This is a genomic window from Streptomyces sp. NPDC030165 (genome assembly GCF_055573595.1).
Window position 1 is genome coordinate 68,630 of the sequence record NZ_JBVIBD010000014.1, and the last position, 16,271, is coordinate 84,900.

The 16,271-nt window shown below is 73.4% G+C and carries 14 protein-coding genes; 5 read left to right on the forward strand and 9 right to left on the reverse strand.

Annotation, left to right across the window (positions count from 1 at the left end):
- Positions 1–58: 58 nt before the first annotated feature.
- Together ACZ4Z1_RS25220 and ACZ4Z1_RS25225 are read right to left on the reverse strand one after the other, a co-directional pair.
- Positions 59–1,408, reverse strand: a complete 1,350-nt coding sequence (locus ACZ4Z1_RS25220; RefSeq protein ID WP_468488886.1) for a class II 3-deoxy-7-phosphoheptulonate synthase — start codon at positions 1,406–1,408, stop codon at positions 59–61.
- Between the two features lie 98 nt (positions 1,409–1,506).
- Positions 1,507–2,889 carry an aminotransferase-like domain-containing protein gene (locus tag ACZ4Z1_RS25225; protein ID WP_468488887.1) on the reverse strand — a complete coding sequence of 461 codons (1,383 nt, stop codon included), beginning with the start codon at positions 2,887–2,889 and terminating at the stop codon, positions 1,507–1,509.
- Positions 2,890–3,029: 140 nt separating this feature from the next.
- Between ACZ4Z1_RS25225 and ACZ4Z1_RS25230 the strand changes: the two genes are divergently transcribed.
- Together ACZ4Z1_RS25230 and ACZ4Z1_RS25235 are read left to right on the forward strand one after the other, a co-directional pair.
- Positions 3,030–3,869, forward strand: a complete 840-nt coding sequence (locus tag ACZ4Z1_RS25230; protein WP_468488888.1) for an alpha/beta fold hydrolase — start codon at positions 3,030–3,032, stop codon at positions 3,867–3,869.
- Positions 3,870–4,035: 166 nt separating this feature from the next.
- Positions 4,036–5,961, forward strand: coding sequence for an anthranilate synthase family protein (locus tag ACZ4Z1_RS25235; RefSeq protein ID WP_468488889.1), 1,926 nt, complete (start codon positions 4,036–4,038; stop codon positions 5,959–5,961).
- Here the strand turns inward: ACZ4Z1_RS25235 and ACZ4Z1_RS25240 are convergent.
- The 5 genes from ACZ4Z1_RS25240 to ACZ4Z1_RS25260 all read right to left on the reverse strand — a co-directional run bounded on the left by ACZ4Z1_RS25240 (position 5,927) and on the right by ACZ4Z1_RS25260 (position 11,220).
- Positions 5,927–6,943 carry a 2-hydroxyacid dehydrogenase gene (locus tag ACZ4Z1_RS25240; RefSeq protein WP_468488890.1) on the reverse strand — a complete coding sequence of 339 codons (1,017 nt, stop codon included), beginning with the start codon at positions 6,941–6,943 and terminating at the stop codon, positions 5,927–5,929. The two genes, ACZ4Z1_RS25235 and ACZ4Z1_RS25240, sit on opposite strands and share 35 nt — an antisense overlap.
- Positions 6,944–7,192: 249 nt before the next feature.
- On the reverse strand, positions 7,193–8,221 hold the full coding sequence (locus ACZ4Z1_RS25245) for a 6-phosphofructokinase (RefSeq protein ID WP_468488891.1): 1,029 nt from the start codon (positions 8,219–8,221) through the stop codon (positions 7,193–7,195).
- A gap of 221 nt (positions 8,222–8,442) precedes the next feature.
- Entirely contained in the window at positions 8,443–9,087 is a 645-nt protein-coding gene (locus ACZ4Z1_RS25250) for a response regulator (RefSeq protein WP_468489031.1), read from the reverse strand.
- Between the two features lie 23 nt (positions 9,088–9,110).
- On the reverse strand, positions 9,111–10,346 hold the full coding sequence (gene macS / locus ACZ4Z1_RS25255; RefSeq protein WP_468489032.1) for a MacS family sensor histidine kinase: 1,236 nt from the start codon (positions 10,344–10,346) through the stop codon (positions 9,111–9,113).
- Between the two features lie 106 nt (positions 10,347–10,452).
- Positions 10,453–11,220 (reverse strand): lysophospholipid acyltransferase family protein, encoded by a 768-nt coding sequence (locus ACZ4Z1_RS25260; RefSeq protein WP_468488892.1) that lies wholly within the window; start codon positions 11,218–11,220, stop codon positions 10,453–10,455.
- Between the two features lie 257 nt (positions 11,221–11,477).
- Here ACZ4Z1_RS25260 and ACZ4Z1_RS25265 point away from each other — a divergent pair, with 257 nt between their 5' ends.
- The 3 genes from ACZ4Z1_RS25265 (at position 11,478) to ACZ4Z1_RS25275 (ending at position 14,444) form a co-directional block, all read left to right on the forward strand.
- The gene (locus tag ACZ4Z1_RS25265; RefSeq protein ID WP_468488893.1) at positions 11,478–12,275 is read left to right on the forward strand and encodes an alpha/beta hydrolase; all 798 of its coding nucleotides are present in this window, start codon (positions 11,478–11,480) and stop codon (positions 12,273–12,275) included.
- On the forward strand, positions 12,262–13,026 hold the full coding sequence (locus ACZ4Z1_RS25270) for a hypothetical protein (RefSeq protein WP_468488894.1): 765 nt from the start codon (positions 12,262–12,264) through the stop codon (positions 13,024–13,026). Before ACZ4Z1_RS25265 ends, ACZ4Z1_RS25270 begins: the two co-directional genes overlap by 14 nt.
- Before the next feature lie 227 nt (positions 13,027–13,253).
- On the forward strand, positions 13,254–14,444 hold the full coding sequence (locus tag ACZ4Z1_RS25275; protein WP_468488895.1) for an SGNH/GDSL hydrolase family protein: 1,191 nt from the start codon (positions 13,254–13,256) through the stop codon (positions 14,442–14,444).
- Positions 14,445–14,480: 36 nt separating this feature from the next.
- Here the strand turns inward: ACZ4Z1_RS25275 and ACZ4Z1_RS25280 are convergent, their stop codons facing one another.
- Positions 14,481–15,185 (reverse strand): endonuclease/exonuclease/phosphatase family protein, encoded by a 705-nt coding sequence (locus ACZ4Z1_RS25280; RefSeq protein ID WP_468488896.1) that lies wholly within the window; start codon positions 15,183–15,185, stop codon positions 14,481–14,483.
- A 102-nt stretch (positions 15,186–15,287) separates the two neighbouring features.
- Complete coding sequence (locus tag ACZ4Z1_RS25285; protein ID WP_053698163.1) at positions 15,288–16,229, reverse strand: ROK family glucokinase; 942 nt, start codon at positions 16,227–16,229, stop codon at positions 15,288–15,290.
- Between the last annotated feature and the right edge of the window lie 42 nt (positions 16,230–16,271).

Genomic DNA, 16,271 nt, shown 5'->3' on the forward strand with positions numbered 1-16,271 from the left:
CGAATCCTGTGATCCGCGCCCCATCGGCGTGTGCGTACGGCCGCACCGGCCCGCGGCCCTACTGGTCGCGGTACATCTCCGCCACCAGGAACGCCAGGTCCAGCGACTGGCTGCGGTTGAGCCGCGGGTCGCAAGCGGTCTCGTAGCGCTGGTGCAGGTCGTCGACGAAGATCTCGTCGCCGCCGCCCACGCACTCGGTGACGTCGTCGCCGGTCAGCTCGACGTGGATGCCGCCCGGGTGCGTACCGAGGCTCTTGTGCACCTCGAAGAAGCCCTTGACCTCGTCCAGCACGTCGTCGAAGCGCCGGGTCTTGTGCCCGGAGGCGGCCTCGAAGGTGTTGCCGTGCATCGGGTCGCAGATCCAGGCGACCTGCGCGCCGGTGGCGGTGACCTTCTCGACCAGCTCGGGCAGCTTGTCGCGGATCTTGTCCGCGCCCATGCGGGTGATGAACGTCAGCCGGCCCGGCTCGCGCTCCGGGTCGAGGCGCTCGATGAGGGTGAGCGCGTCCTCGGCGGTCGTCGTCGGGCCCAGCTTGACGCCGATCGGGTTGCGGATGCGGGAGGCGAACTCGATGTGCGCGCCGTCCAGTTGGCGGGTGCGCTCACCGATCCAGACCATGTGGCCCGAGACGTCGTACAGGTTTCCGGTACGGGAGTCCGTGCGGGTCAGCGCGGACTCGTAGTCCAGGACGAGCGCCTCGTGGGAGGCGTAGAACTCGACCGTCTTGAACTCCTCCGGGTCCACCCCGCAGGCGTTCATGAAGTTCAGCGCGCGGTCGATCTCGCGCGCCAGCGCCTCGTAGCGCTGCCCGGACGGCGAGGACTTCACGAAGTCCTGGTTCCAGGCGTGCACCTGGCGCAGGTCGGCGTAGCCGCCGGTGGTGAAGGCCCGGACGAGGTTCAGCGTCGCGGCGGAGGCGTGGTACATCCGCTTCAGGCGCTGCGGGTCCGGGATGCGGGCCGCCTCGGTGAACTCGAAGCCGTTGACGGAGTCGCCGCGGTAGGTCGGCAGCGTCACGCCGTCGCGGGTCTCGGTGGGCTTGGAGCGCGGCTTGCTGTACTGGCCCGCGATCCGGCCGACCTTGACGACCGGGACCGACCCGGCGTACGTGAGGACCGCGCCCATCTGGAGCAGGGTCTTGAGCTTGTTGCGGATGTGCTCGGCCGAGACGGCGTCGAACGCTTCCGCGCAGTCGCCGCCCTGGAGCAGGAACGCCTCACCCCGGGCGACCGCTCCCAGGCGCTCGCGCAGCTGGTCGCACTCGCCGGCGAAGACGAGCGGCGGATAGGACTCCAGCTCCGCGATCACATCGCGCAGAGCCTCTTGGTCCGGCCATTCGGGCTGCTGCGCCGCGGGCAGGTCTCGCCAGGTGTTGCCACCGGCGTGGATTTCAGCGTTCACGGTCACGCGTCAACTTTACGGGGTCCGGACGGGGGTCCAGCTCGCCGACCGGGATGTGAGACGAAGGTCCCACTCCGACGGCCCGCCCGGCGAAAGGGAGGGACTCAGTCCGGTACGAAGTCCTCCGGTGCGCCGTGGGCGACGGCGGCCAGGGTGCTCAGCGCGTACGCCAGGTCGTCGGGGGCGGGGGCGGCCAGGGCGACCCGCACGGCGTTGGGAGCGGGCGCGGCGCTGTGCGTGCCCTCCGGGCCGACGGCGAACGCGGCGGCCGGGGTGACGGCGATGCCGTGCCGGGCGGCGGCCGCGAGGAAGGTCTCGGCCCGCCACCCTTCGGGCAGCTCCCACCAGGCGAAGTACGAGGCCGGGTCGGCCCGTACGCGGAAGTCGGCGAGGTGCTCGCGCAGCAGCGCCTGGCGGTCGGCGGCGTCCCGGCGCTTGGCCTCGACGACCGTCGTCACCACGCCGTCGAGCAGCCAGCGGACGGCGGCGTTCAGGGCGAAGCCGCCGGCCGTCCAGCCACCGGAACGCAGGGCGGCGGCGACCCGCTCGGCGTACGGGGGCGGCGCCAGCACCAGGCCGGTGGTCAGGCCGGGCGCCAGGCGCTTGGAGAGGCTGTCGACCAGGAGGGTGCGCTCGGGGGCCAGGGCGGCCAGCGGCGGGAGGCCGGCCTGCCGGCCGGCGTCGAGGAGGAAGGACCAGACGGCGTCCTCGACCGCCCACAGGTCCAGGGCGCGCAGCGTCTCGGCCAGCTCGGCGCGGCGCCCGGCGGGCATGGTGATGCCGAGCGGGTTGTGCAGCGTCGGCTGGAGGTAGACGGCGTGCAGGCAGGCGCTGCGGTGGGCCGCCCGTACGGCGTCCGGGCGCAGGCCGCACACGTCGCCCGCCAGCGGGACGAGGGTGATGCCGAGGCGGGTGGCGACGGACTTGACCAGCGGGTACGTGAGCGACTCGACGCCCAGGCGGCCGCCGGGCGGCACCAGTGCGGCGAGCGCGCCGGCGATGGCCTGCCGGCCGTTGCCCGCGAACAGCAGGCCGGCGGGGTCGGGGCGGAAGTCCGCGCGGGCGAGGAGGGCGGCGCAGGCCTCGCGGGCGGGCGCGGATCCGGTGGCGGGGGCGACGGCCAGGGCCGCGCTCAGCACGTCGGGGCGGAGCAGCGGCTCCAGGCCGCGGGCGAGGAGGGCGGCCTGTCCGGGGACCTCGGGGTAATTGAGTTCGAGGTTGACGCGGGTGCGGCGGGCGGGGTCGGCGGGTTCGGCGAGCGCGGGTCCGGGGGCGTGCTGGGCGGCGCGTACGTACGTGCCGCGGCCGACCTCGCCGACGGTCAGCCCGCGGCGGGCCAGTTCGCGGTAGACGCGGGCGGCGGTGGAGTTGGCGATGCCGTGGGCGCGGGCGAAGGCGCGCTGGGTGGCGAGCCGGTCACCGGGGCGGAGGCGCCCGGCGGCGATGTCGGCCGCGACCGCGTCGGCGATGCGCTGGTAGTCCTCCACGGGCCCTCCCGGCTGTCGTGCCGCCGCGCTCCGACATTGCACCGAGTGCAATGTTTTCATTGCACTGAGATGATGCCCGCCCTAGCATCGAGCCGTCAACAGGCCGGCCGCCGTCAGGACCCGACGAACAGGGGCGAGTTGTGCTGCGTACAGCTGCCGTCAACGGCATCACCACCGCATACCAAGACACCGGCGACGTCACGGGAGGCGTGGGCGGGGAAACGATCCTTCTGGTCCATGGGCACCCCTTCGACCACACGATGTGGGCCCCGCAGACCGCCGCGCTGGCCGCTGCGGGACACCGCGTCCTCGTACCGGACCTGCGCGGCTACGGCGCCTCCCAGGTCATACCGGGCACGACACCCCTGGAGACCTTCGCGGCCGACCTCGCCGCCCTCCTGGACCACCTGCACGTGACGGACCGGATCGTCCTCGGCGGCCTGTCCATGGGCGGCCAGATCGCCATGGAGTGCGCCCGCCGCTTCCCGGAGCGGCTGCGCGCCCTCGTCCTCGCGGACACCTTCGCCCAGGCCGAGACCCCCGAAGGACGCCGGAACCGCAACGCCATGGCCGACCGGCTGCTGCGCGAAGGAATGCGCGGCTACACGGAAGAGGCCCTGGACAAGATGGTCTCGCCGCGCACCGTCGCCACCCGGCCCGCCGTCGCGGAACACGTACGGCGCATGATGCTCGGCACGCCGCCCGAGGGCGCGGCCGCCGCGCTCCGCGGCCGCGCGGAACGCCCCGACTACACCGCGTCGCTGGCCCGGCTCGCCGTACCTGCCCTCGTCCTGACCGGCCGCGACGACACCTACACACCGGTCGCCGACGCCGAGTTCCTGCACGCCCGCATACCGGACGCGCGCCTGACCGTCATCGAGGACGCCGCCCACCTGCCCAACCTGGAACAGCCCGCCGCCTTCAACGCCGCGCTGACCGCCTTCCTCGGGGCGCTCCCCGCGGCATCCGCGGTCGGGTAGTGTGACGAGCATGCACGCGCAACCGGCCATGAACATGAACTGGTGGTGGACCGCTCATCCGGCGGCCCACTGATCGCGCGTACCCACTGACATCGCGAAGGCCGCCCGAGGGGCGGCCTTCCGTGGTGTGCGGGCCGTTCCTCCCCTCACGGAAGGAACCGCCGACATGCCTCGCTCCACCGCCGACGTCCTGCGACGCCTGCTCTCCCCCGGCTGCCCGCCGTTCGCCCTGCTGCACCGCCGGACGCCCGGCCGACCCGCCGCCGACACCGTCGAGGTGCTGGTCGGCGAGGTGACCGAGGTGCCGCGGCTGGCCGGCATCCCGCTCGGCGAGGGCACGCCGGACGGCGGCGCGGCGGTCACCGACGCGCTGGCGCTCGTACCGTTCCGGCAGATCCGCGAGCGCGGCTTCGACGTGCGTGACGACGGCACGCCGCTGGCGGTGCTGCGCCCGGAGGAGACGTACGAGCTGCCGCTGGCCGAGGTGCTGGCGGAACTGCCCGCCCACGAGGTACGGGTGGAAGGCGGCGCCTTCGACGTCGCCGACGACGTGTACGCAGAGATCGTCGAGCGCGTCCTGCGGGACGAGATCGGCACCGGTGAGGGCGCCAACTTCGTCATCCGGCGCACCTTCCAGGGCGGCATCCCCGGCTTCGGCGCGCCCGACGCGCTGGCGCTGTTCCGGCGGCTGCTGGCCGGTGAGCGCGGCGCGTACTGGACGTACGTCGTCCACCGGCCGGGCGTGCGCACGCTGGTCGGCGCCAGCCCCGAGGTGCACGTACGGATGTCGGGCGGAACGGTCGTGATGAACCCGATCAGCGGCACCTACCGCTACCCGGCCGAGGGGCCGAGCCCCGAGCACCTGCTGGAGTTCCTGGGCGACCGCAAGGAGGTGGAGGAGCTGTCCATGGTCGTCGACGAGGAGCTGAAGATGATGTGCACCGTCGGCGACAAGGGCGGTGTGGTGATCGGCCCACGCCTCAAGGAGATGGCGCACCTCGCGCACACGGAGTACGAGCTGCGCGGACGCTCCTCGCTCGACGTGCGCGAGGTGCTGAAGGAGACGATGTTCGCGGCGACCGTCGTCGGCTCGCCGGTGCAGAACGCCTGCCGGGTGATCGAACGTCACGAGGCGGGCGGGCGCGGCTACTACGCCGGGGCGCTGGCCCTGATCGGGCGGGACGCGGGCGGCGCGCAGACGCTGGACTCGCCGATCCTGATCCGTACGGCGGACATCGACGCGGACGGCGGGCTGCGGGTGGCCGCCGGCGCCACGCTCGTACGGTCCTCCGACCCGCGCGCCGAGGTCGCCGAGACGCACGCCAAGGCCGCCGGGGTGCTGACCGCGCTCGGCGTGCGCCCCGCGCCGGCCCGTACCGGGGAGGCCGCCGGACGGCCGCGGCTGGCCGACGACCCGCGGGTGCGCGCCGCACTCGACGCCCGCCGCGCGGACCTCGCGCCCTTCTGGCTGCGGATGCAGAGCAGCGCGCCGGTCGCCGCGCTGTCCGGCCACGCGCTGGTGATCGACGCGGAGGACACCTTCACCGCGATGCTGGCGCACCTGCTGCGCACCTCGGGGCTGACGGTGACCGTGCGCCGGTACGACGAGCCGGGGCTGCGGGCGGCCGCGGCGGCCCACGAGGGGCCGGTCGTGCTCGGTCCCGGCCCCGGCGACCCGTCGGACGCCGCCGATCCGAAGATGCGGCTGCTGCGCGCGCTGACCGCGGAGCTGGTCCGTGACCACCGGCACGGCCTGCTCGGCGTCTGCCTGGGCCACGAGCTGATCGCCGCGGAGCTGGGTCTGGAGATCGTGCGCAAGGAGGTGCCGTTCCAGGGCGCGCAGGAGCGTATCGACTTCTTCGGCCGCCCGGAGACCGTCGGTTTCTACAACACCTTCACGGCCCGCTGCGACGAGGCGGCGGTGGCCGAACTGGCCATGCACCGGGTCGAGCTGAGCCGGGACGCGGGCTCCGGCGAGGTGCACGCGCTGCGCGGCCCCGGGTTCGCGGGGGTCCAGTTCCACCCGGAGTCGGTGCTGACGCTGGACGGGGCGGCGGTCACCGCGCAGCTGCTGGCCGCTGTCCTGGTGTGACCAGGAGGTTCTCGTTGGTGCGGCCGGCCAGGTAGTCCTCGACGTTGCGTACGGTGGCGTCGACGATCTGGCCGACCGCGTCCTCGGTGAAGTACGCCTGGTGCGAGGTGACCAGCACGTTCCCGAAGGTCATCAGGCGGGCGAGGGTGTCGTCGTGGATGACTTCGAGGGACTTGTCGAAGAAGAAGAGCCCGGCCTCCTCCTCGTAGACGTCCAGGCCGACCCCGGCGAGCCGGCCGGCCTTGAGGGTCTCCACGAGTGCCGCGGTGTCGACGAGGCCGCCGCGGCTGGAGTTGACCAGGATCGCGTCGTCCTTCATGGCGGCCAGCGCGGCGGCGTCGATGAGGTGGCGGGTCGACTCCATCAGCGGCACGTGCAGGCTGATCAGGTCCGACTCGGCGAACAGCCGGTCCTGGCCGACGTACTCCATGCCCAGCTCGGTGCAGCAGGGGTTCTCGGCGATGTCCCAGCCCAGCAGGTTCATCCCGAAGCCGTGGGCGATCCGGGTGAACGCCTCGCCGATCTTGCCGGTGCCGAGCACACCGACGGTACGGCCGTGCAGGTCGCGGCCCATCAGCCCGTCGAGGCGGAAGTCGAAGTTACGGGTGCGGTTGGCGGCCCGGACGATGCGGCGGTTGACGGCCATGGCCAGGCCCCAGGCGAACTCCGCGACCGAGAACGGCGAGTAGTGGGAGACCCGGCCGACGGTCACCCCGAGGTCGGCCGCGGCCTCCAGATCGATGTTGTTGTAGCCGGTGGCGCGCTGGGCGATCATCTTCGTGCCGCCCGCCGCCAGCTCCTGGATCACCTCGGCGCACAGGTCGGCGTTGACGCTGACGCTGACGACCTCGTAGCCCGCGGCGATCGGGGCGGTGTCGCGGTTGAGGAAGACGTCGAGGCAGCGGACCTGGTGGCGGCCGGCGAAGGCCTTGGCCAAGAGCGGCCGCTCGTCCGTCTGCACGCCGAACGCGATGATCTCCACGGTCTCTCCCGACGTTGCCGTTCCTCCGGTCCGGTCACCGCCGCCCGCTTCGGGGCATATGCGACGACAGGGCCGAATATACGGCGCGGGGCGCGGTCCGGCCGCCCACCCGGCGCGCACGGCGACATCCGGCGCGCACGGCGACATCCGGCGCGCACGGCGGCGTACGTACCCAGCGGCGTACGGGCGCGCACGGCGGCGTACGGCGGGACCGCCGTCCGCGGACCCGGCCGCACCCCGCCCGCCGGCTCACCCGAAGAAGACCCCGGCCTCCGCGTACAGCTTCGGGTCGACCGTCTTGAGCTTCGCGGTGGCCTCGGCCAGCGGCACCCGGACGATGTCCGTGCCGCGCAGGGCGACCATCTTCCCGTAGTCCCCGTCGCGCACCGCGTCGATCGCGTGCAGGCCGAAACGGGTGGCCAGCCAGCGGTCGAAGGCACTGGGCGTGCCGCCGCGCTGGGTGTGGCCGAGCACCGTCGTACGGGCCTCCTTGCCCGTACGCTCCTCGATCTCCTTGGCCAGCCACTCGCCCACGCCGGACAGCCGCACATGCCCGAAGGAGTCCTTCGAACCGTCCTTGAGGACCATCTGGCCGTCCTTGGGCATGGCGCCCTCGGCGATCACCACGATCGGCGCGTAGCGGACCTTGAAGCGGGACTCGATCCAGGCGCAGACCTGGTCGATGTCGAAGCGCTGCTCGGGGATGAGGATGACGTTGGCGCCGCCCGCCAGGCCGGAGTGCAGTGCGATCCAGCCCGCGTGCCGGCCCATGACCTCGACGACCAGGACGCGCATGTGCGACTCGGCGGTGGTGTGCAGCCGGTCGATGGCCTCGGTGGCGACGCCGACGGCGGTGTCGAAGCCGAAGGTGTAGTCGGTGGCGGACAGGTCGTTGTCGATGGTCTTGGGCACGCCGACGCAGGGCACGCCGTACTCGCCGGAGAGCCGGGCGGCGACCCCGAGGGTGTCCTCGCCGCCGATCGTGATCAGCGCCTCGACCTCTTCCTTGGCGAGGGTGTCCTTGATCCGGCGGATGCCGTCCTGCTGCTTGAGGGGGTTGGTCCGCGAGGAGCCGAGGACCGTGCCGCCGCGGGGCAGGATGCCGCGTACGGCGGGAATGTCGAGCGGTACCGTGTCGCCCTCCAGGGGCCCGCGCCAGCCGTCCCGGAAGCCGACGAAGTCGTAGCCGTACTCCTGGACGCCCTTGCGCACCACGCCTCGGATGACCGCGTTGAGACCGGGGCAGTCACCGCCGCCGGTCAGTACTCCCACCCGCATCGCTTCTTCACCTTCATCCCGTGAGGGGCCGCGCACCCGCCGGTGGCCGCGCGCGGCCGTGCTGTGCCGACGCCGGTCACGCTAATGGTGATGCACGTCACCCAGGGATGGGGAGGAAAGCGAATTCCCCGGAAATGCCGGGGACTTGACGCGATGCGTTCACTCGTACGAGCGCATTGCGCGAAGACGGCCGGTGCCCTTACAGGACCGCGGGCCGGGACTCAGACCTCGTCCAGGCCGCGTTCTATCGCATACCGGACCAGTTCGACGCGGTTGTGCAGCTGGAGCTTGCCCAGGGTGTTCTGCACGTGGTTCTGGACCGTGCGGTGCGAGATGACCAGCCGCTCGGCGATCTGCTTGTACGACAGGCCCTTGGCGACCAGGCGCAGCACCTCGGTCTCCCGCTCGGTCAGCTGCGGCGCGCCCGGCTCGTCCCCGGCGGCCGGGACGGGCTCGGTCGCCAGCCGGCGGTACTCCCCCAGCACCAGCCCGGCCAGCCCCGGCGTGAACACCGGATCGCCGGCCGCCGTACGGCGCACCGCGTCCAGCAGCTCTTCCGTACTGGCCGACTTGAGCAGATAGCCCGTCGCGCCCGACTTGACGGCCTCCAGCACGTCGGCGTGCTCGCCGCTGGCGGAGAGCACCAGCACCCGAAGGGCGGGATGGGCGCCGACCAGCTCCCGGCAGACCTCCACACCGGGCAGGCCCGGCAGATTCAGGTCCAGCACCAGGACGTCGGGCACCGCGGCCTGCGCCCGGCGCACCGCCTGCGGCCCGTCCCCGGCCGTCGCCACCACCTCGAACCCGGCCTCGGCCAGGTCGCGGGCGACCGCGTCCCGCCACATCGGGTGGTCGTCGACCACCATCACCTTCACGCCCTGCGGCTCACTCACGCCGTGCTCCTCCCCCGTTTCCGGCCCTCGGGCGCACCGCCCTTGGGGACTTTCAGCTCCACTTCGGTGCCCTGGCCGGGGACCGAGATCCAGTCGGCGCTGCCGCCCAGGTCCCGCAGCCGGCCGCGGATCGACAGGGCCACCCCCAGCCGGCCCTCGCGCTCGGCGTCCGCGAGGCGGCCTTCGGGGATGCCGGGACCGTCGTCCCGCACCGTCACGACCACCTCGTCCGGCTCGTCCTCCACCAGGATCCACGCCTGTGCCCCGGCACCCGCGTGCACCTTGACATTGTCCAACGCGGCACTGACAGCGGCCGCCAGCTCCGCAGCGGCGGCCGCCGGGAGCACGACGGGCGCGCCCGGCTCGGAGAACGTGACACGCGCGCCGGCGTGCGGCGCCAGCAGGGCCCGGACGTCACAGGGCCCGGCATCGGGGCCGTCCTCGGCGCACGCCACCGGCGCCGCCAGTGCCTCCTCCGGGGTGCGGACCGCGTCGTCCGCCGCGCCGGAGGCGGCGCTGCGCTGCGGCGGCACCAGTCCGCTGGAGACCAGCGTGCGCAGCGCGACCTCCTGCTCGCCCGCCATCCGGCCCAGCTCGGCCGCCTCGCCGCCGATCGCGGCGCCGCGCCGCTGCACCATGGCCAGGACCTGGAGCACGCTGTCGTGGATGTCGCGGGCCAGCCGTTCCCGCTCGCGGGTGGCGGCCTCGATCTGCAGGGCGCGGGCGAGGGTGCGCTCACTGGCGCGGGCCACCTCGACGACGTATCCGATCGCGACACTGGCCACCCACACGAGCACCACGTTGTGGATGGTGTCGCGGGCGAACTCCTGGCGCTCGACCAGGTTGACGACGGCGACCAGCGCGGAGGCCACCGCGGCCCAGCGCCAGCCGCCCTTGATGGCGAAGCCGAGCACCGCGCCCGCCGTCCAGATGGACGGCAGCGTCGGCCCGCCGTCCATGATCCGCTCGTGGCTGTCCACCAGGAGGGTGAGCAGGATGCCGCCGAGCGCGAAGGACAGGTCGCCGATCAGGAAGGCCCGGGTGCAGCGCTCCGGGGAGGTCGTACGGCGCCAGGTGAAGGCCATCCACACGGTCAGCGCCGTCATGTACGCGGCGGCGCCGAGCGGGTGCGCGTACTGCTTGTAGGAGACCCCGAACAGGACCAGGACATAGACGAGGGTCAGGACGCGGTAGCCGGTCAGCGCCCGCCACAGCGGGAGCTCCACGGACATCCGGACCGCGCGCCGCGGCCGTTCCCCGCCCTTGCCCGCCGCCGCGCCGGCCGCGGGCCGTATCTCTGCCTCTGCCATTTCGCCCCCACCCTGTGCCGGGGCGCGACTACGCCCCGGTGCCGGTCCTGCCCTGCTGCTCCGCGGCCGGTGCGGCCTGCCCCTTGCCGGCCTTGGCCGCCTTCTCCGCCTCGGCCTTCTTCTTGGCCGCCTCCGCGATCTGCCGCTTGGCGGCGGTCGCGTAGATGTCCACGTACTCCTGGCCCGACAGCTTCATGATCTCGTACATGACCTCGTCGGTCACCGAGCGCAGGATGAAGCGGTCGCCCTCCATGCCGTGGTACCGGCTGAAGTCCAGCGGCCTGCCGATCCGGATGCCGGGCCGGATCATCTTCGGCATCACCTTGCCCGGCGGCTGCACCTTCTCCGTGTCGATCATCGCGACGGGGATGACCGGGGCGCCGGTGGCCAGCGCCACCCGGGCCAGGCCGCCGGGCTTGCCGCGGTAGAGCCGGCCGTCCGGTGAGCGGGTGCCCTCCGGGTAGATGCCGAACAGCTCACCGCGCTCCAGCACCTCGATGCCGCTCTTGATCGCCGCCTCGCCCGCGCCGCGCGCGCCCGAGCGGTCCACCGGCAGCTGGCCCACCCCCTTGAAGAAGGCGGCGGTCAGCTTGCCCTTGACGCCCGGGGAGGTGAAGTACTCGGCCTTGGCGATGAAGGTCACCTTGCGGTCGAGCACCGCGGGCAGGAAGAAGGAGTCCGAGAAGGACAGATGGTTGCTCGCCAGGATCGCGGGTCCCGTTGCGGGGATGTTCTCCAGGCCCTCCACCCAGGGACGGAAAGCCAGCTTCAGCGATCCGCCGATGGAAAACTTCATTGCGCCGTAGATCAACCCACTGCCTCCTGTGTGTGACGCAAAGACCTTAACCTGCCCCGGCGTCCCCCTCTTCTCGGCGGGCCCGCCCACCCGGACCGGCGGGGCAGCCGGGCGGAGCGCACGGCCACGGCGCACGGGGCGCACGAGCGGGCTCCGCGGGGGCATTCGGACCTATCCGCCCGGCGCCGCTCCGCGTAGGCTTCCAGTGACCCGCGCAACCCGTTGCCGCACGGCCCCTCACCGATCGGAGTCCCCCGGTGCCGCTGTTTCCCGGAGCCGAGCCGTTCCGCCGCGACGGCGGCCGGACCGGCGTCCTCGTCTGCCACGGTTTCACCGGCTCCCCCCAGTCCGTACGCCCCTGGGCCGAGTACCTGGCCGACCGCGGCCTGACGGTCTCGCTCCCGCTGCTGCCCGGCCACGGCACCCGCTGGCAGGACCTGCAGCTCACCACCTGGCAGGACTGGTACGCCGAGGTCGACCGCGAGCTGCGGTCGCTGTCCGGACGGTGCGAGCGGGTCTTCGTGTGCGGCCTGTCGATGGGCGGCGCGCTGGCGCTGCGGCTGGCCGAGCGGCACGGTTCCGCCATCAGCGGCCTGGCGCTGGTCAACCCGGGCAACAAGGTGCACGACGCGGCCGCCCCGCTGCTGCCGGTGCTGCGCCACCTGGTCCGTACGACCAAGGGCCTGGCCGACGACATCGCCAGGCCCGGGTCGCACGAGCTGGGCTACGACCGGGTGCCGCTGCACGCCGCGCACTCACTGCGCCGCTTCTTCCAGCTCGTCGACGCCGAACTGCCCAAGGTCACCCAGCCCTTGCTGGTGATGACCAGCCCGCAGGACCACGTCGTGCCGCCCGCCGACTCCGAGCGCATCCTGAGCCGGGTGTCCTCGAAGGACATCCGGCAGACGCTGCTGGAGCGCAGCTACCACGTCGCCACGCTCGACCACGACGCCGAGCGGATCTGCCAGGAGACCTACGACTTCATCGCCCGTCTGGCGCCGAGCGTGCGCACGGGCGTGGAGAGTGAGGAGACGGCCACCGGTGGAGGAGCGTAGCCCCCGCGATCCCCGCGATCCGCTGGACGAGGAAGCCGCCTGGGCCGAGATCGTGGCCGGGTACGGCAAGGCGCCCGCCTTCCCGGACGAGGACGGGCCGGTCTCCAGTACGGGCCGGAAGGCGGCCGGCGGGCCGTCCGGCAGCGGCGGTACGGGAACGGGTCCGGCCCGCGCCGGCCTGGGCACGTCCGGCGAGGACCGTGCCGACGGCGGGCAGCGGGCCGACGGCAAGCCCCCGGAGAAGGCCGGCCAGGGGCGCGGCGACCGCACGGACCCCACCATCCCTACGGACTCCGGCCGGGACGACCGCGACGACCGCACGGACCGGGACGACGGCGGCCTGACCGTCGAGGAGCGGCCGCGCAGCGAGCCCTCCCCCGGATCACCGGACCGGCCCGGCGGGAACGGCGTGGGCAGCTTCGTGGTCTTCGCGCCCGGTGTCGGGCCGCGCGACTGGTCGGCGGCCGAGGCGTCCGACGACGACCTCGACCCGTCGGACGAGGGGCACTTCGTGCCGCCCGAGCCGCCGCCGCTGCCGAAGGCCGACGTGACGGCCAAGTTCGCCTGGCTCGCGGTGCTCGGCGGGCCGCTGCTGCTGGTGCTCATGGTGCTGTTGCAGCAGCCCGTCACCTGGTGGATCACGCTGCTGGGCATCGGCGGCTTCCTGGGCGGCTTCGCCACACTGGTGGCCCGGATGAAGCACGACGACGAGGACGACGAGGACCTGCCGGGCGGTGGCGCGGTCGTATGACCGCACCAGCCGCCGCGGGCGGCCGGGCCGCCGTCGCCCGCGCGGCCCGGGATTCACCCTCGCGCGCCAGGTGTCCTGACCGACGTTGACGCTGCGAACGGGAAGGATCACGCCGAGTATCCGGCCGTGTTCCCGGGAGGACCCCCGTGCGCCATCCGCTCTCGTCGTCATGCCCACGTCCACGCCGTCGCACCCGGGTGGCCGCGGCCGCCGCGACCGTCGCCGCGGTGACGGGCCTGCTGGCCACCGCGCCCGCCGCCGCCCACCCGCCGCAGCAGGCCCCAGGGCCGGGCGCGGTGGTCTCCCTCGGCGACTCCTACATCTCCGGCGAGGCCGGACGCTGGGCCGGCAACAGCGACGCCAACCCCGCCAACCACCCCCGCATCGACGCGCTGGGCCCGACCGCGTACTTCGACAACGCGGGCCGCACCGCCGAGCGCGTCCCCAAGTGCCACCGCTCGCGCTCCGCCGAGATCCACCTCGGGGTGCCCGGCACCGCGAGCGAGAACCTGGCCTGTTCCGGTGCCCGTACCGACTCCTTCCAGGCCCCGAACGGCGTAGCCAAGCCGGGCCTGGACTTCTCCGACGCGGCCGGCGTGCCCGGCCAGGCCAAGCAGCTGGAGGAGTACGCCCGCGAGCACCCCGTGCAGATGGTCGCCGTCTCGATCGGCGGCAACGACTTCCGCTTCGGCGACGTCGTCAAGTCCTGTGTCCTGGCCTACCTGAGCCCGCTGCCGAAGTCGTGCAGCCAGGACGCGGCCAACCGCGCCCGGTTCACCGACCAGGCGGTGGAGCGGCGGGCGGACGACATCGCGGGCGGGCTGCGCAACGTCAGGCAGGCGATGCTGCGGGCCGGCCACGACACCGACGAGTACGACGTGGTCGTACAGAACTACCCGGCGCCCATCCCGCACGGCCGCGACTTCCGCTACCCCGCGGCCCTGGGCGCGCGCCAGACCCTGGGCGGCTGCGCGTTCACCGACCGGGACGCCGACTGGGCGGTGGACCATGTGCTGCCGGCGGTCGGCCGGGCGGTCGAGCGGGGCATCGACAAGAGCGGGCTGGACAACGTCCGCTTCCTCGACCTCACCCACAGCTTCGACGGGCACCGCCTGTGCGAGCGCGGCGTCGGACTGGTCGACCCGGTGCGCGGCACGGTCAGCCGGTGGACCGACCCGGGGGCGGCCGACAAGACGGAGTGGGTCAGCTGGGTGCGGACGGTCACCGCGGTACTGCCGCCGTTCCAGGTGCAGGAGGCACTGCACCCGAACCACTGGGGCCAGTTGGCCCTGCGGAACTGCCTGCGGCAGGCGTACGCCCGCACCGACAGCGTCAAGGCCCCCAAGGCCCGGCTCACCTGCACCGGCGGCGGTCCCGGCCTCAACGGGCGGGGGGAGCCGAGGATGAAGCTGTCCTGAGCACTGCCGGGTCCGGGCCCGTTCGCAAGAGCCGTCCTACGCGGCGGCCGGCACCCGGAGGGCGGCCAGCACCGGCAGGTGGTCCGTGGCGGCGAGCAGATCGCCGTGGCTCAGGCCCGGCAGGTCGCGCGGTACGCCGCAGCCCAGCACCTCGACGCCGCCGGTCGTGAAGACGGCGTCGATGCGCTGGTGCGGGTCGTGGGGCGTGGAGGTGAACTCCCCGCCCCAGGGCGCCGCTTCCCAGGCGTCGGTGAGCGGGCCCGCCAGCCGCCGGAAGGCGCGCCCGTCCGGCCGTTCGTTGAGGTCACCGGCCGCGACGGCGTACGGGGTGTCCAGCGCACGCAGCCGCTCCAGCAGCAGGCCCGCCTGGCCGTACCGCTCGTCGGCCCGGAGGCTGAGGTGACAGCTGAGCAGGCCGATCCGGGCGCCGCCGATCCGTACCACCGCGGTCGCAAAACCGCGCTGGTGCAGGCCGGGGGTGCGGGGCAGCAGAACGTCCTCGGTGCGCTCCACGTGGGCGCGCAGCGAGGACAGGATCATCGGTCCGGCGGCGGTGGCGCCGCCCGTCACGTGCACCAGGTCCGTCGCGCGGCACAGCCTTGCCACGCTCTTGCGCCAGCGGAAGAAGCGCGGCGCCTCCTGCACGAGGACGACGTCCGGGGTGCAGGCCCGGATCACCCGGGCCAGCGCCGCGCGGTCGTCGCGCAGGGAGCGGACGTTGTAGCTGAGCACACGGAGCACGGCCGAGCCGCTCCGCTCCGCTCCGCCTCCGATCGATGCACAGTCCTCGGAAGCGGAGCCCGGCTCGGTGCGGGAGGCGGGCGGCACGGCCGGCACCGCGGGTCAGCCCTGGCGCGCCAGGTCGGCGGCGCCGACCAGGCCGGCCTTGCCGCCGAGCTGGGCGGCGAGCACCTGGGCGTGCGGCCGCCACTGGTTGCCCACCAGCCAGCGGCGGAAGGACTTGCGGATCGGGTCGAGGACCAGTTCGCCCTCGTCCGAGACGCCGCCGCCGACGATGAAGGCGGACGGGTCGAAGAGCGAGGCCAGGTCGGCCAGGCCCGCGCCGGCCCAGCGGGCCAGCTCGCGGAAGGAGTCGATGGCGACCGGGTCGCCCTGGCGGGCGGCCTCGCTGATGTGCCGGCCCTCGATGCCCTCGGAGGTGCCGTCGCCCATCGAGAGCAGCACCTTGGCGTTCTCGGGGGTGGCGAAGGCGCGCTGGCGGGCGTAGCGCAGCAGGGCGCGGCCCGAGGCGTACTGCTCCCAGCAGCCCTGGCTGCCGCAGCCGCACAGCAGGCCGTCCGGTACGACGCGGATGTGGCCGAACTCGGCGGCGACGCCGAACCGGCCGCGGCGCAGCTTGTTGCCGATGATGATGCCGCCGCCCAGGCCGGTGCCCAGGGTGATGCAGATGACGTCGCTGTGGCCCTGGCCGGCGCCGAAGCGGTACTCGCCCCAGGCCGCCGCGTTGGCGTCGTTCTCGACGACGACGGGCAGGCCGACGCGCTGCTCGACCTTGTCCTTCAGCGGCTCGTGGCGCCAGTCGATGTTGGGCGCGAACAGGACGGTGGCCCGCTTCTCGTCCACGTAGCCGGCGGCGCCGATGCCGACGGCCTCGACCTGGTGGTCGGCGCTGATGGTGCGGACCGCGTCGGCGATGGCCTCCGTCAGCTCGTCGGTGGCCTGCGGGGTCGGCACCTTGCACGTTTCGAGGATCGTGCCCTCTTCGTCGACCACGCCGGCCGCGATCTTCGTGCCGCCGATGTCGACGCCGATGGTGAGTCCCATGTGTCCCTCAGTTATTGGTCGTACCCCGCCGCGTACAACCGT